The 16,522-nt window shown below is 66.5% G+C and carries 9 protein-coding genes; all 9 read left to right on the forward strand.

Annotated elements, in window-relative coordinates; all coding sequences use genetic code 11:
• The first annotated feature begins 324 nt into the window (after positions 1-324).
• The 9 genes from tyrS to ACOOGH_RS00465 all read left to right on the forward strand — a co-directional run bounded on the left by tyrS (position 325) and on the right by ACOOGH_RS00465 (position 16,500).
• Positions 325-1,512, forward strand: coding sequence for a tyrosine--tRNA ligase (gene tyrS / locus ACOOGH_RS00425; protein WP_420447038.1), 1,188 nt, complete (start codon positions 325-327; stop codon positions 1,510-1,512).
• Between the two features lie 490 nt (positions 1,513-2,002).
• Complete coding sequence (locus ACOOGH_RS00430; protein WP_420447039.1) at positions 2,003-5,323, forward strand: SusC/RagA family TonB-linked outer membrane protein; 3,321 nt, start codon at positions 2,003-2,005, stop codon at positions 5,321-5,323.
• Between the two features lie 100 nt (positions 5,324-5,423).
• Positions 5,424-7,148 (forward strand): hypothetical protein, encoded by a 1,725-nt coding sequence (locus ACOOGH_RS00435; protein ID WP_420447040.1) that lies wholly within the window; start codon positions 5,424-5,426, stop codon positions 7,146-7,148.
• Positions 7,149-7,617: 469 nt separating this feature from the next.
• Positions 7,618-10,941 (forward strand): SusC/RagA family TonB-linked outer membrane protein, encoded by a 3,324-nt coding sequence (locus tag ACOOGH_RS00440; RefSeq protein WP_420447041.1) that lies wholly within the window; start codon positions 7,618-7,620, stop codon positions 10,939-10,941.
• Between the two features lie 53 nt (positions 10,942-10,994).
• A complete protein-coding gene (locus ACOOGH_RS00445; RefSeq protein WP_420447042.1) occupies positions 10,995-12,728 on the forward strand; it encodes a hypothetical protein in 1,734 nt (577 codons plus the stop codon).
• A 188-nt stretch (positions 12,729-12,916) separates the two neighbouring features.
• A complete protein-coding gene (locus tag ACOOGH_RS00450) occupies positions 12,917-13,111 on the forward strand; it encodes a hypothetical protein (protein ID WP_420447043.1) in 195 nt (64 codons plus the stop codon).
• 107 nt (positions 13,112-13,218) lie between these two features.
• Entirely contained in the window at positions 13,219-13,713 is a 495-nt protein-coding gene (gene folK, locus ACOOGH_RS00455; RefSeq protein WP_420447044.1) for a 2-amino-4-hydroxy-6-hydroxymethyldihydropteridine diphosphokinase, read from the forward strand.
• Positions 13,710-14,837: a 3-dehydroquinate synthase gene (aroB, locus tag ACOOGH_RS00460; protein ID WP_420447045.1), complete on the forward strand. Its 1,128-nt coding sequence runs from the start codon at positions 13,710-13,712 to the stop codon at positions 14,835-14,837. Before folK ends, aroB begins: the two co-directional genes overlap by 4 nt.
• 67 nt (positions 14,838-14,904) lie before the next feature.
• Entirely contained in the window at positions 14,905-16,500 is a 1,596-nt protein-coding gene (locus ACOOGH_RS00465) for a class I adenylate-forming enzyme family protein (RefSeq protein ID WP_420447046.1), read from the forward strand.
• The last annotated feature ends 22 nt before the right edge of the window (positions 16,501-16,522 follow it).

A 16,522-nucleotide genomic window follows, 5' to 3' on the forward strand; every position in this document is an offset into this window, starting at 1 on the left:
AATGAGGGCGGTCCAGGCGCGCCTGGTTCCCTGGCGGCGACCCGAGGCCCGCGTCCGGCGGACGCTTCTCCGCTTGCGCGGCGTGGTTTGCTTCCTCGCACCCGCCGATCGTGATCGGCGCGCGGCCCGGCGGCGACGTCTCATCCCCTTACCCCCTCTGCGATCTCCCTGCCCTTCACTCTTCTCCTCCGAGCCTCCCCCTCGCGTCGAACCGCCTGCGGCCCGATTCTATCGTCACTCCGCCCCCGGCGGGAGCGATCCGCACGGGCACGACAGAGAATATACCGACACCAGGCGCAGATGTTTCTCCCCGTAGACGAACAGATGCGGCGGATTCGTGAGGGAGCCGAGTCCATCGTCCCCGAAGACGAACTCGTGGCCAAGCTCGAGCGTTCGGTACGAGAAGACCGGCCACTCCTTATTAAACAGGGGTTCGATCCGACCCGGCCCGATCTCCACATCGGTCACGGCGTGTCGATCCACAAGCTGCGGACCTTCCAGAGACTCGGCCACCGCGTCGTCTTCGTGATGGGCGACTTCACGGCTCGCGTCGGGGATCCCAGCGGGAGGGACGAGACGAGGCCGATGCTGTCCGAGGAGGAGATCGAGTCGAACCTGGTCACGTACGAGGACCAGCTGTTCCGCATCCTCGATCCCGAGGCGACCGAGATCCGGAAGAACAGCGAGTGGCTGGCCGGCCTCGCGCTGGCGGACATCCTGCGGCTGACCTCGCAGTACACGGTGGCCCGCATGCTCGAGCGCGACGATTTCGCCGCGCGCCACCGGGACGGACGTCCCATCAGCCTCGTCGAGTTCCTGTACCCGATGATGCAGGGGTACGATTCCGTCGCGCTGCGGGCCGACGTCGAACTCGGCGGCACCGACCAGCTCTTCAACCTGCTGCTCGGAAGGACGCTTCAGGAGCGCGCCGGGCAGGAGCCGCAGGTGTGTCTCATCATGCCGCTCCTGCGCGGGACCGATGGGCGCCGGAAGATGTCGAAGAGCTACGGCAACTATGTCGGCATCGCGATGGAGGCGAGAGAGACGTTCGGGCGCGTGATGTCGATTCCGGACACGCTCCTCGATGAGTGGCTCCTGCTCGTCTCGAGCGCTTCCGGGGAGGATCTCGCCGCGCGCCGCGCCGAAGCGGAAACCGATCCGCTCGCGGCCAAGCGGTGGCTGGCCGGCGATATCGTGGCCCGCTACCACGGAGCTGCGGGCGCGGTGGAGGCACGCGAAGCGTTCGACCGGGTCCACCGACGCGGTCAGGTGCCCCGCGATGTCCCCGCCGTGGCGCTCTCTCTCGGGGAGCAGGAGACGCTCTGGATCGCGCACATCCTCCGCGATTCGGGGCTAGCGGCTTCCTCCTCGGAGGCGGGTCGGCTCATCCGCCAGGGGGCGGTGCGGATCGACGGGAGCGTGATCCGGGAGGGCGACCTCCGCCTCGGCCCGGGTGAGTACCTGGTGCAGCGAGGCAAGCGAACATTCGCGCGGGTTTCGCTCCGGTCCTGAGCCCTCGAGGGCCGCGAGCCCGAAGGCGGCGCGCGCGGTCCCGCATTTGCTCCCTGCATGGCCCCCGCAAGGGTCTTGCATGGGCCGAAGTGGGGGCTCATGTTCCCCGGTCCCGTTCTGCGGGGAAGTTGCGGGTGTGCGCCGGAAGGCCGCGCCAGGCACAGGAATCGTGAGGCTTCGGAGTATGTCGGAGACACGGTGTCGGCTCCCGGGGGAGTCGGCGGTCAGCGTCGCCGCATCAGGTTCGTCGCAAAACGGCTCCGCCAATCGTTGTACAGGAGTAGTGGCGCGACACGACGCGCAGGAGCGACAACCGGAAGGCTTTTTTGACTTGGTCCCGACGCGGTGTACTGACCCGGCCGCTTCGGGCGGGGGCGAGTCCCCCGAAAAATCTCGGGTCGTAGAGGATCCCACTGCCACAGGAGGGTGATCCATGTTGTTTCATTTGTCAGGAAGGCGGAAGCGCGCGAGTGCGCTAGCCGCCACAGCAGTGAGCGCCTGGCTCTTTATCGGCGCGGCCCCGCTGCTCGCTCAGGGAGCGGTCTCGGGGACGGTGACCGACGCGGAGACGCTGGCCCCGGTGGCCGGTGCGCAGGTGTTCGTTGCGGGCACGGTGATCGGTACGCTGACGGTTGGTGAGGGCACGTACCGGTTGGAAGGGGTGCCGGCGGGCGAGCAGACCATCACGGTCCGCCTGATCGGTTACCACGAGTTGTCGCAGACCGTGACGGTATCGTCGGGTCAGGTGGCGACGGCGGACTTCGCGGTCGAGCAGACGGCTCTTCGCCTCCAGGACATCGTCGTCACGGGGGTGGTGGGCGAGACGCCGGCGGTGAAGCTCCCGTTCACGGTGGAGCGGCTGTCGGCGCAGGACATTCCGGTCCCGGCGTCCGACGCTTCGTCGCTTCTGGCGGGTAAGGCGGCCGGCGTATCGGTCATCTCCAATTCCGGTCAGCCCGGCCAGGAAGCGTCGATTACGCTTCGCGGCCCGACCTCGATCAACGCGTCCGGCCGCAGTCAGTCGCCGCTGATCGTGATCGACGGCGTGATCCAGGCCGATGGCGCATCGCTTTCGGACGTCGGCGCGCTGGACATCGACCACGTGGAGATCGTGAAGGGTGCGGCGGCGGCGTCGCTGTACGGTTCACGCGCGCAGAACGGCGTGATCGAGATCACGACGAAGCGCGGCACGGGCCTGCAGACGAACTCGCTGACGATCACCGGCCGCGGCGAATACGGTTTCGGCCAACTGGTCGGCGACATCGGGCTCGTCCGTTCGCATCCGTACACGATGAACGCGGCCGGGACGAAGTTCATCGACAGCGAAGACAACGAGGTCGACTTCGGCGACCTGAACCGTCCCGGCTTCGGTTCCGCCCGGCTCTACAACCAGATCAATCCCGGCGACCCGGCGACGCCGACGACGGCGTTCGCGAACCAGGCGTTCCCGACCGAACTGTTCGACCACATGGACACGTTCTTCGATCCGGGCGAGACCGTGGACGTCTACGGTGCGGTCACGGGCCGGTTTGGCGAATCGAGCTTCCGCGTGAGCGTCAACCAGTTCCGCGAGGCCGGCGTCGTGGGTTGTTCCATCTGCATCGACAACCTGGCCACGCTGAACGCGGACCGCGTCGCGCAGGGTCTCACGTCCTTCGATGTGGGGGTTCCGAACGACGAAGGCTACGAGCGGCAGAACGTGCGACTGAACGTCGACACGCGCTTCGGCGACCTGGACATCGCGGCGAGCGGTTTCTATTCGCGCTCCGACCAGGACGACAAGGCCGTGTCGACCGGCGCCTTCTCCCGGCTGACCTTCATGTCACCCGCGATTGACCTCACGCAGATCAGTCCGTTGGACGGGTATCCCGACATCGACGCGGATCCGCAGTCGATTGAGGAGAACCCGCTCTACCTGCTCGCGGTCAACGACAGCCGGGACGAGCGCACGCGGACGATGGGGTCCGTGGACCTCAACTTCTCGCCCGCGGCCCTCGACTGGCTGACGCTCGAGGCGAACGCCTCGTTCGACCGGACGGACTTCAGCGACTACACGATCCGGCCAAAGAACGAGCGCTCGGCGGGCACCGGCCCCCGCGACTTCACCGGCGGCAGCCTCCGTGAATTCAACTCCACCAGGGAGGCGATCAACGCGTCGGTGACGCTCGGCGCGAGCCAGACGTTCATGGACGGCGACCTCACGGTGCGCGGTAAGGCCCGCTACCTGATCGAGGATCAGGGCTACGAGTCGAACGGCGTGTTCGGGAGCCAGTTTTCGGTGCAGGACGTGCCGAACTTCGGCGCGATCATCGGCGAGACCACCGGAAACAACTTCACGAGCGCGGTCAAGGCGGAAGGGTTGTTCGGGATCGCGAGCGCCGACTACCGGGGCCGCTACATCCTCGACGGCCTCGTTCGTCGCGACGGCTCCTCGCTGTTCGGCCCGGATGAGCGGTGGCAGACCTACTACCGCGGTTCGGTCGCGTGGCGCGTAGCGCAGGAAGACTTCTGGAACATCGACGCGATCGATGAGCTGAAGCTGCGCTTCTCGCTCGGGACGGCGGGCGGCCGGCCGAACTTTGACGCCCAGTACGAGACGTTCGGCGTCTCGGCGGGCGCGATCTTCCCGATCAACCTCGGGAACCGCGCGCTGAAGCCGGAGTTCACCTCGGAGAAAGAGGCGGGCCTCAACTTCGTGTTCTTCGAGAACATCGGCCTGGACCTTACGTATGCGTGGAACACGACGGACGACCAGCTCCTGCAGGTTCCGCAGCCGGCGTTCGTGGGCTTCTCGAGCCAGTGGCAGAACGCTGGCGAGATCGCGGCGGAGACGTACGAGGTCTCGCTGCGCTACGCGGCCATCGACACGCAGGACATGGGTCTGCAGTTCCGGCTGAACTGGGACAAGACGAACCAGCAGATCACGCGTCTGGACGTTCCCGACTACTCGTTCGGCAACTTCTTCGTCTCCGAAGGTCGTCCGCTGGGCGAGCTCTGGGGCGAGCGGTGGGCCAGGGACTGTGCGGATCTGGCGCCGATCGGTATCACGGCTTCGGACTGCAGCGCCAACTTCCAGGTGAATGACGACGGCCTCCTCGTCCCGACGGGCGGCGCCGGCTTCACCGAGGGCTTCAGCAGCAAGCTGTGGGGCAGCGAGGTCGAGGTTGCCACGGCGGCTGGTTCCAACTCCTACGCGTGGGGCCTGCCGGTCAAGATCCAGGACTACTCGCCGGCCTGCGTCTCGAAGAATCCCGGCGACTACGAGGACAAGTGCACGCTGACCGAGTTCCTGCCGTTCGGGAACACGACGCCCGACTTCAACGCCTCGCTGGCGACGAATTTCCGGTATCGGGGTCTCAGCCTGAACGCGCTCGTGGAGACTTCTCAGGGCCAGTCGATCTACAACGGCACGGCGCAGTGGTCGCTTCGCGAGCTGCGCGGCGAGGACGTGGACCAGACGGGCAAGTCGCTCGAGAACAACAAGCCCGTCGGCTATGCGTCCCAGATCTACTCTGTCAACGCCGACAACGACTGGTTCCGCGAGGACGGCAGCTGGGTCAAGCTGCGCGAGCTTTCGCTCGGCTACACGCTGCCCGACAACATGGTCGAAAGTCTGTTCAGCGATGTCTTCGACAGGGTTACGCTGAACGTAATCGGCCGGAATCTGTTCACGATCACGGAGTACCGCGGTTACGACCCCGAGGTTGGCTATACCGGCGGACAGTTCGGGAGCGCGGGACTAAACCGGGTCGACAGCTTCGGTTATCCGAACTTCCGGACGTTTACCTTCGCGGCCGAACTGGTATTCTGACCCTTTGCCCGTGGCAGTGGCGGGCCGCCCTCTCCGGAGGGCGGCCCCGCCTCGTTACGACAAGGGGATCGGGAGATACCGATTGAACAACGGAGAGATCATGAAAAGCAAGCTGACGCTACCGGCCTTTGCGCTGGCGCTGACGGTCGGCCTCTCGGGCTGCGACCTCCAGGTCGACAACCCGAACGAGCCGGACCGGGCGCGGGCGCTGGCCGGCCCGGACGATGTGGAGACGCTCATCGCGAGCTCCTTCCTCAAGGTCTGGGAAATCGGACATTATTGGACCAACGCGAACTTCGCGTTCGGCCATATGGCCAGCCGCCACACGGCGACGTGGGGCAACAATGGCCAGAACGACCTCGGTCGTGAACCCCGCGAACCTCTGCCGAACTCGCCTTCGTATCGCTGGGCCTACGTGTTCGAAGCCAACTGGGGCGACGCATACGGCGGAATCTCGGGAGCATCGGACGGGATCCGGGCCATCGAGGCCGGGCTTGAGATCGGGCCCGGTGGCGAGCGGAACGCGCGTGCCCTCACCTTCGCCGCGGGCAACCAGGCGATCCTGTCGTGCCTGCTCGCGCTGTGGTACGACCAGGCATTCATCGTCGACGAGACGACGGACCTGGGTGGAGAGCTCGAGACGGTCGATTACAACGCCATGTTCAGCTACGCCATGGGCAAGCTGGACGCGGCGGAATCCCAGGCCCGAGCAGGATCTTTCACGATGGAGGAGTCGTGGATCAACGGGAACACCTGGGACAACAACGAGTACGCCGATTTCCTGGTGAGCTGGAAGGCGCGCTGCGCGGCGAACCTGCCGCGGACGGACGCCGAGGCCGCCGGGGTGAACTGGAGCCAGGTTATTTCGAACGCCCAGAACGGCATCAGGGATGTCGTGGTCGTGGGTGAGGATTACTCGTCAGACACTCCGTGGCGGGACCACCTCAAGAGGTACGCGCAGCAGAACGGCACCTGGCACCGGATGCACATGGACTGGGTGGGCATGGCCGACCAGTCCGGGGAGTATCAGGACTGGCTGTCGCTCCCGACGGAGCAGCGCACCGCGCGCAAGATGGAATTCGGCGATGATCAGCGGTTCCCGCCGGTCAATGAGAACGATGCCACGTCGGATATCGTAAGCCCGACCGTTGCGTCCTACGGTCCGCGGTCACGCTACAACTCGACGATCATCTTCCGGCCGGAGCGTGGGACGTACCGCCAGTCGCACTACGGCGACATGCGGTATGACGAGTACACGCTCGGTTGCTGGGGGTGCAACGCCGGCCCCCTGGAGCACATGACAGCGCAGGAGATGGACCACTACATCGCCGAGGCGCACTACCGCATGGGGAACTTTGCGGGCACCGCGGAGATCGTGAACAAGACGCGGATGGAAGCGGGATTGCCTCCGGCTCCGTCTGACCCGACGGCTGCCGTACCCTCCAACGGTGCGGGCGAGTGCACGCCGCGTAAGCGGTATGACACGCAGGGCCGCTGCGGTAACCTGCGAGACGCGATGTGGTACGAGCAATTCGAGAACGTGTTCAACGTTTTCGGCGGACTCGAATTCTGGCACGGACGCCGTAACGACATCCTGCCGGCGGGTACGGCTCTGCAGTTGCCGATCCCGGCCGCCGACCTCGAAGTGCTTCAGCGCGACATCTACACGTTCGGTGGTGGCGGGGCCAGTTCGGCCGGCGATCCTACGCCGACCGTGGTTCCCGGCAGCCTGGATTCCGCGCTGGAGCGTGCGGCATACGCGCTTGAGCGGATCAGGGCCAGCCAGGTTGCGGACCGCAGAGCAGAGGATCTGGTCGTTCGCTAGAAGCCAACAGCCCGGCAGGGCCGGGCAAGGGGACGGTTCTCCCCGAAGGATTTGAACCAGGAAGGCGGTTTGTTGGATAGACAGCCCTTCCAGGGAGTGTGGACGCCTCCCGGCGCCGTCTGTGACGGTTCCGGGAGGCGTGCGCTTAACTGGCGTACGCTCAAGATGATCGGGAGTCGCAATTCAGCGCTCCCGATCGTTCCAGTTAAGGGACGGGGAAGGGTTTCGGAACTGGTCGTGCGTTGAAAATGAGAGAGGCCGGGGGGCGGCCAGCGGGCCGTCTCCCGGCTCAGACTTAATAAAGGGCGGTTTTTTTCGACGCAGTAAACGTGGCCCGGTGGTGTCGAACGAATCGGTCTCCCGAGGGAGGCCCCGGGCCTCACGGATCCCACTGCCACAAGGAGGGTGATCCATGTTGACCAGGTTGTCAGAAAGGCGGAGGCGCGCGAGCGCACTGGCCGCCACAGCAGTGAGCGCCTGGCTCTTTATCGGCGCGGCCCCGCTGCTCGCTCAGGGAGCGGTTTCGGGGACGGTGACCGACGCGGAGACGCTGGCCCCGGTGGCCGGCGCGCAGGTGTTCGTTGCGGGCACGGTGATCGGTGCGCTAACGGTTGCTGAGGGCACGTACCGGTTGGAAGGGGTGCCGGCGGGCGAGCAGACCATCACGGTCCGCCTGATCGGTTACCACGAGCTGTCGCAGACCGTGACGGTATCGTCGGGTCAGGTGGCGACGGCGGACTTCGCGGTCGAGCAGACGGCTCTTCGCCTCCAGGACATCATCGTCACGGGGGTGGTGGGCGAGACGCCGGCGGTGAAGCTCCCGTTCACGGTGGAGCGGCTGTCGGCGCAGGACCTGCCGGTCCCGGCGGCCGACGCTTCATCGCTTCTGACGGGTAAGGCGGCCGGCGTATCGGTCATCTCCGGTTCCGGCCAGCCGGGCCAGCCGGCCTCGATCATGCTGCGCGGCCCGACCTCGATCAACGCGTCCGGCCGGAGCACGTCACCGCTGATCGTGATCGACGGCGTGATCCAGTCAGAGGGCGCATCCCTTGCGGACGTGGGCGCGCTGGACATCGACCACGTGGAGATCGTGAAGGGTGCGGCGGCGGCGTCGCTGTACGGTTCCCGCGCGCAGAACGGCGTGATCGAGATCACGACGAAGCGCGGCACGGGCCTGCAGACGAACTCGCTGAACATCCTCGCGCGCGGCGAATACGGGCTGGGCCAACTGGTCGGTGACATCGGCCTCGTGCGTTCACATCCGTACACGATGAACGCGGCCCAGACGAAGTTCATCGACTCGCAGGGCAGCGAAGTCGATTTCCGCGACCTGAACCGTCCCGGCTTCGGCTCGGCGCTGCTCTACAACCAGATCAACGTGGGCGAGCCGGGCACCACGGCCACGGCGTTCGCGAATCAGGCCTTCCCCGGCGAACTGTTCGACCACATGGACACGTTCTTCGATCCCGGCGAGACGATGGACATCTACGGCGCCGTTACGGGCCGGTTCGGCGAGTCGAGCTTCCGGGTGAGCGTGGACCAGTTCCGCGAGGCGGGCGTGGTGAGCTGTTCACAGTGCATCGACAACCTCGCCACGCTGAACTCGGACCGCGTCGCACAGGGCCTGTCGGCCTTCAACGTCGGCGTTCCGGACGACGAAGGTTTCGAGCGGCAGAACGTGCGCCTGAACGTCGACACGCGCTTCGGCGACCTGGACATCGCGGCGAGCGGCTTTTATTCGCGCTCCGACCAGGACGACAAGGCCGTGTCGACCGGCGCCTTCTCGAGACTCACCTTCATGTCGCCCGCGATCGAACTGACGAGCGTCTCCGATTTTGACGGGTATCCCGACATCAACGCGGACCCGCAGTCGATCGAGGCGAACCCGCTATACCTGCTCGCGGTGAACACCAGCCGGGACAAGCGGACGCGGTCGATGGGGTCGGTGGACCTCAACTTCTCGCCCGCGGCCATCGACTGGCTGACGCTCGAGGCGAACGCCTCGTTCGACCGAACGGACTTCCGGGACTACACGATCCGGCCCAAGAACGAGCGCACGTCGAGCGCCAGCGGCACGGGCGAGCTCACGGGCGGCAGCCTGCGCGAGTTCAACTTCACCGATGAGGCGATCAACGCCTCGGTGACGCTCGGCGCGAGCCAGACGTTCATGGACGGCGACCTCACGGTGCGCGGGAAGGCCCGCTACCTGATCGAAGACCAGAGCTTCAACTCGAACGGCGTGTTCGGCAGCCGTTTCTCGGTGCAGGACGTGCCGAACTTCGGCGCGATCATCGGCGAGACCTCCGGTGAAAACCAGGTCCGCTCGATCAAGGCGGAGGGATTGTTCGGCATCGCGAGCGCCGACTACCGGGGCCGCTACATCGTCGACGGCCTGATCCGTCGCGACGGCTCGTCGCTGTTCGGCCCGGATGAGCGGTGGCAGACCTACTACCGCGGCTCGGTCGCGTGGCGGGTGGCGCAAGAGGACTTCTGGAACATCGACGCGATCGATGAGCTGAAGCTGCGCTTCTCGCTCGGGACGGCGGGCGGCCGGCCGAACTTCTACGCCCAGTACGAGACGTTCGGCGTAGCGCAGGGCGCGATCTTCCCGGTCAACCTCGGGAACCGCGCGCTGAGGCCGGAATTCACGACGGAGAAAGAGGCGGGCCTCAACTTCGTGTTCTTTGAGAACATCGGCCTCGACCTGACGTACGCGTGGAACACGACGGACGACCAGCTCCTGCAGGTACCGCAGGCGGCGTTCGTGGGCTTCTCCAACCAGTGGCAGAACGCGGGCGCGATTTCGGCGGAGACGTACGAGGTCTCGCTGCGCTACGCGGCCATCGACACGCAGGACATGGGCCTGCAGTTCCGGCTGAACTGGGACCGGACGAAGCAGCGGATCACGCGCTTGGACGTGCCCGACTATACGGTGGGGACCTTCTACGTCTCCGAGGGTCGTCCGCTGGGCGAGCTGTGGGGTGAGGTGCTCGCCACGAGTTGCGCCGATCTGGCGCCGGTCGGCGTCTCGGGCTCCGACTGCAGCACGAACTTCCAGGTGAACGACGACGGGCTGCTCGTCTACACCGGCGGCGCGGACCACACGGAAGGGTTCAGCAAGAAGCTCTGGGGCACTCAAGGGACGGTGTCCACTCCAGACGGTGACCGCACTTACCACTGGGGGCATCCGTTCTACGTTGAAGACTATTCCCCGGCGTGCATCGCCAAGAACCCGGGCGACTACGAGGAGAAGTGCCGGCTGACGGACTTCCTCCCGTACGGGAACACGACGCCGGACTTCAGTGCGTCGTTCGCCACGAACTTCCGCTACAGGAACCTCAGCCTGAACGCGCTCCTCGAGTCGTCGGTAGGTCACTCGATCTACAACAACACGGCGCAGTGGGCGCTTCGCGAACTGCGCGGCGAGGATGTGGACCAGACGGGCAAGCCGCTCGAGCTGAACAAGCCGACCGGCTACGCCTCGGTCATCTACAACGTCGGGTCTGACAACTCCTGGTTCCGCGAGGACGGAGACTGGCTCAAGGTTCGCGAGCTTTCTCTCGGCTACACGCTGCCGGAGTCGTTCACTTCGTCCCTGTTCGGAGATGTGTTCGACCGGGTCACGGTGAGCGCCATCGGACGCAACCTGTTCACCTTCACCGCATACCGCGGGTACGATCCCGAAGTTGGCGCGGACGGCGGGGAGGTCGGGAGCGCGACGTTGAATCGGGTCGACAGCTTCGGCTACCCGAACTTCCGTACGTTCACCTTCTCGGCGGAACTCGTCTTCTGATGCCCTCCGGAGACGGAGGTCGGACGGTCATGGAATTGAGTAATGGAGGGATCATGAAAAGGAAGCTGACGCTGCCTGTCATCGCGCTGGCGCTGACGGTCGGCTTTTCGGGGTGCGACCTGCAGGTCGACAACCTGAACGAGCCGGACCGGGCGCGAGCCTTGGCGGGTCCGGACGATGTGGAGACGCTCATCGCGAGCTCCTACCTCAAGGTCTGGGAAATCGGGCACTTCTGGAACAACGCGAACTTCGCGTTCAACCACATGTCGAGCCGTCATACGGCGACGTGGGGCAACATGGGGATGAACGACCTCGGTCGTGAGCCCCGCGAGCCGCTGCCGAACTCGGCCGCGTACAGCCCCTCGTACGTCTTCGAGGCGAACTGGGGCGATGCCTATGGCGGGATCTCGGGGGCCTCGGACGGGATCCGGGCTCTCGACGAGGGTCTGGAGATCGGCCCCGGAGGCGAGCGCAACGCGCGCGCCCGAACGTTCGCGATGGCGAGCCAGGCCATGCTGAACTGCCTGCTCGCGCTGTGGTACGACCAGGCCTTCATCGTCGACGAGACGGTCGACCTCAGCGGCGAGCTGGACACGGTCGACTACAACGCCGTCTACCAGTACGCCGCGAGCAAGCTGGATGAGGCGGAGGCGGCAGCCCGCGCGACCTCGTTCACGCTCCCGGAGACCTGGATCAACGGGAATGCGTGGGACAACAACCAGTTTGCCGACTACCTGGTGAGCTGGAAGGCGCGTTGCGCGGCGAACCTGCCGCGAACCGACGCCGAGGCCGCGGGCGTGAACTGGGGCAGGGTCATCTCGGATGCCGAGAACGGCCTGGGCGAACTCGTCGTCCTGGGCGAGGACCGTTCTTCCGGCACTCCGTGGTGGAGCGGCATCAAGATCTTCATGATGGAGAACAACACCTGGCACCGCATGCACATGGACTGGGTCGGCCTGGCGGACCAGAGCGGCCAGTACCAGGACTGGCTGACGTTCCCCACGGAGCAGCGGACGGCGCGCGAGATGACGTTCGGGGATGACAAGCGCTTCCCGGCGGTCAACGAGCACGGCACGCTCGGGGAGGCCGTGAGCCCCTCGGCGGCGTCGTACGGTCCGCGCCACCGGTACAACGCGACGATCATCTTCCGGCCGGAGCGCGGCACGTACCGGCAGTCGCACTACGGCGACTCGCGATACGACGACTACACGCTGAGTTGCAGCCGCTGCGAGTTCGGCGACATGGAGTCCATGACGCACCAGGAGATGGACGGGTACGTCGCCGAAGCCCACTACCGCATGGGCAACTTCGGGGCCGCCGCGGATGTCGTGAACAAGACGCGCATGGAGGCGGGTCTGCCGCCGGCGCCGTCGAATCCCACGGATGCGGTGCCATCTAACGCGGAGGGCGAGTGCACGCCGCGGAAGCGGTACGACGTGCAGGGACGCTGCGGGAACCTGCGCGACGCGATGTGGTTCGAGCACTTCGAGAACGTGTTCAACGTGTTCGGCGGGCTTGAGTTCTGGCATGGACGCCGCAACGACATTCTGCCGGCGGGCAGTGCGCTGCAGTTGCCGATTCCGGCCGCCGACCTCGAAGTGCTGCAGCGGGACATCTACACCTTCGGCGGAGGAGAGCCGAGTTCGGCCGGGAACCCGATCCCGCCTGCGATCGTACCGGGCAGTCTCGAAGCCGCCCTGGAGCGGGCCACGTTCACGCTGGAGCGTCTGCAGCGGAATCTGAGAGCCGAGCAGCGGGCGGCAAACGCCGATCTCGTCGTGCGCTAGCACCTCCGGCGGAGAGTCCGGTCCCTGGACGCCTGCGGGCGGCCGAGGGTTGGCGAAAGAGGCCACCGGGTCCGTCCCGGTGGCCTCTTCACATCCGGCGCCGGGAGTGTCAGAAAACGCGGACTTCGGACGTTTCCTCGTTGTGCGGCGATCGTCCACCGCACTAGCTTCCGACCATGGAGACGGTGATGCGCAAGAGTACAGAGGCATATATGAGACTGAGGGCCACGCACTTCCTGGCAACGTGCGCGATCCTGATCGGTTTGGCGGGTGCGTCCGCGACCGGGTGTGTGGACCTGAACGTCGGGCCGACGGTTCCGGCGGTCGATTCGGTGGAAGTCACCGGACTCGATGAGCCGGGCAACACGAATCCCGGGAACTAGCCTCGTCCCGATCCTCCGGGGGAGCCGCTACCGCCCCGAGTGCCTGGACGGGGTTCGGCCGGGGATCCTCCGGTGCGGACCCCCCGCTGCGGGCGGTGGCCCTCGGGATGGGGTCGAACCTGGGCTCCCGCATCGATCATATGCGCGACGCGGCCCGGTGCCTTGGGGACGCCGTGCTGGTCGAGCCCCGGTTCTCCAGGGTCTATGAGACCACACCCGCCTACGGCCTGGAACAGCCCGCCTACCTGAACGCCTGCTCCGTCGGCTGGACGCCCCTCGAACCCGCCGCTCTGCTCGTCTCGCTGAAGGATCTCGAGTCGAGGGCCGGGCGGGATCCGGACGCGCCCAGATTCGCCTCCCGCCCCCTCGATCTCGACATCCTTCTCTACGCGGACGAAATTGTACAGACACCGCGCCTGACGATCCCGCATGCCGCCCTCGCGGAGCGGGCCTTCGTGCTCCTGCCCCTGGCGGAGATTGCCGGCGAGTGGCGACACCCCGCGCTCGGGCGCTCGATCGCTGAACTGGCCGCTGCCCTCGACCGAGAAGGGGTGACCGTCACGGACCTGCGCCTGACGGATGCTTCCAACGGAGGCTCATGACACGCAGGACTCTGGATGTCCGCATCGGCGAAGGCGGGAGCTACCCGATTCACATCGAACCGGGTCTTCTCGGCGAGGTGGCGTCGATCTGCAGGCGATATGCGCCGGCGCACCGATACGCCGTCATCCCGGATTCGCAGGTCGCTCGACTCTACGGCGCGGGGGTCGTTTCCCGCCTGCGGGACGCCGGGCACGCCGCCGATCTGTTCCCGTTTCCGGCGGGCGAATGGAACAAGAGTCGCGAACAGTGGGCCGCCCTGAGCGACCGCATGCTTCACGCGGGGTTGGGCCGGGACTCGGCCGTGATCGCGTTGGGCGGCGGGGTCGCGGGCGATCTGGCGGGTTTCGTCGCGGCCACCTACATGCGGGGCGTCCCCGTCATTCAGATCCCCACTACTCTGCTGGCCATGCTCGACAGTTCCGTGGGGGGCAAGACCGGCGTTGACACCGAAGCCGGCAAGAACCTGATCGGGGCCTTCCATCACCCGGCGGCCGTGCTCATCGATCCCGCTGTCCTGGAGACGCTGCCGCGGCACCAGCGCTGCGCCGGCCTGGCGGAGGCCGTCAAGACGGCGGCGATTCTCGACGTGGAACTTTGGGACTGGATGGCGACCGGGGCTGCGGCGCTGTCGGACGGCGACCCGGCGGCGTCAGCGGAACTCATCGAGCGCGTGGCGCGGCACAAGGCGACCGTCGTCGGCGACGACCCGCTGGAGCGCGGCCGCCGCGAGATCCTGAACTTCGGGCATACCGTCGGCCACGCTCTGGAGGCCCTCGAGGGCTACAAGCTTCTGCATGGCGAGGCCGTCGCCGCGGGCATGCGCGTCGAGGCGCGCCTCGGAGAGCTTCTCGGCATCACCGAGCAGGGGACCTCGGATCAGCTCGCCGTCCTCCTCGAGGCGTGCGGGCTCGACGGAGACTGGGAAACGGACCGCGAGCCAACGGAGATTCGGGAGGCGATGTCGAAGGATAAGAAGGCGCGCCTGGACCGGATCCGCTGTGTGTTCCTGTCGCAACTCGGAGAGGTGGCGACCGACCCGGATGGACGACACAGTTTCGCTCTCGGAGAGGAAGATCTCGCGCAACATCTCGCGACGGCTTTACGACCAGCCTCGCGCAGTTGAGATTGTCGGGACCGCAGCCGGCAGGCTGCCGGAGTTCCCGCGCACCCATACACCGAACCGGCAGTAAGTGACCCCAGCCGAACCGTCACAGAACTCCACGCTCAGCGTCGCCGACCTCTTCGCCCGACAAGCGGAGTCGAGCCCCCACGCGCCGTGCATACAGGCGGGGGACGGGTCGTGGAGCTACTCCCGCGTCGCAGCGCAGGCGCGCGCCCTGGCGGTGGGGCTTCACAACCTGGGCGTCGAGCCGGGGGACCGCGTCGCCGTGCAGTTGCCCAACTGGCCCGAGTTCGTGATCTCCGCCCTCGCGGTCGCGGAAGCGGGCGCCGTCCTCGTGCCCATCAGTCCGAACTGTTCGGCCCGCGAACTGCGCTTCATGCTGCGGAATTCCGAGGCTGCCGTCGCCATCTCGGCGGAGGACTGGGACGGCGTGGACTATCTCCAGCGTTTCGAGAACCTCCTCACCCGGCTGCCGGACCTTCAGTACGTGGTGACGGTCGGGGAAGAGGATCTCTGGTATGATGACCGGATCTTCCAGTTCGAGGACCTCATCGCGACCGGCCGCGGCCGGGAGATCCCGCCGGCGGAAGTGGACCCGCAGCGGGACCCCTGTGCCATCCTGTACACGTCCGGAACCACCGGGGCTCCGAAGGGGGTCGTCCTCACCCACGACAACCTGGTGCGGACCGCGCTCGCGACCGCCGGGCGGATGGGGCTGGACAGCGACGACCGAACGCTGTGCATCGTCCCGCTGCCGAACATTTTCGGACTCACCGCCCTGTTCATGACGCTCGGTACCGGGGGGGCGCTCGTGCTCCAGGAGACCTTCGGCGCGGCGGGCGCGCTCGCGCTCGCGACGGAGCACGAGGCCACGGTCGTACACGGGGTCCCGACCATGTTCGTGATGATGCTGCGGGCGCTGGCACGCGGCGGGGCCCGTCCCGACTCCCTGCGCACCGGCGTCATCGCGGGCGCCCCGGTCGGCGACGACCTCGTGCGCGATGTGCGCCGTCGTCTGATTCCCGATCTCGAGATCGCCTACGGTCTCACCGAGACCTCTCCCACGGTCTCGATCACCACCCCCTCGGATCCGGAGTCCAAGCGGGCCCACACGGTGGGTCGCCCGCTCGAGGGCGTCGAACTCAAGGTGCTCGACGATGCCGGCGCGGAACTCCCCACCGAGTCCGTGGGCGAACTCGCCGTGAGAGGGTTCAACGTGATGCACGGGTACTTTCGCCAGCCCGGCCAGACCCGGAAGACCATGACGGAAGACGGTTTTCTGAAGACCGGCGACCTTGCGATGGTCGACCCCGAGGGTTACCTGCATATCGTCGGTCGACTGAGCGACGTGATTCTTCGCGGGGGCAACAGCATCCACCCCGCCGAAATCGAAGCGCAGCTCCGGTCCCACCCCGCGGTGGAAGAAGCGGTGGTTCTCGGGATCCCCAACGACGTGCTGGGTGAACTCATCTGCGCCTGCGTGATCACCGCCGAAGGGGCCCTGATCACGGCCGACGAAATCCGCGATTTCTGCCACGAGTCTCTGGCAGAGTACAGAGTGCCGGATCTTATTCACTTTCTGGATGAGTTTCCGGAGGCCTCCAGCGCTCAAGCGCGCCGCGTGAGCCTGGCCCGCGTCATACGCGCGGAGGCCGACCAGTAACAGGCAGCCACGGGCTGCCGGA

This window comes from Candidatus Palauibacter sp., from assembly GCF_965213655.1.
Taxonomy (GTDB): Bacteria; Gemmatimonadota; Gemmatimonadetes; order Palauibacterales; family Palauibacteraceae; genus Palauibacter.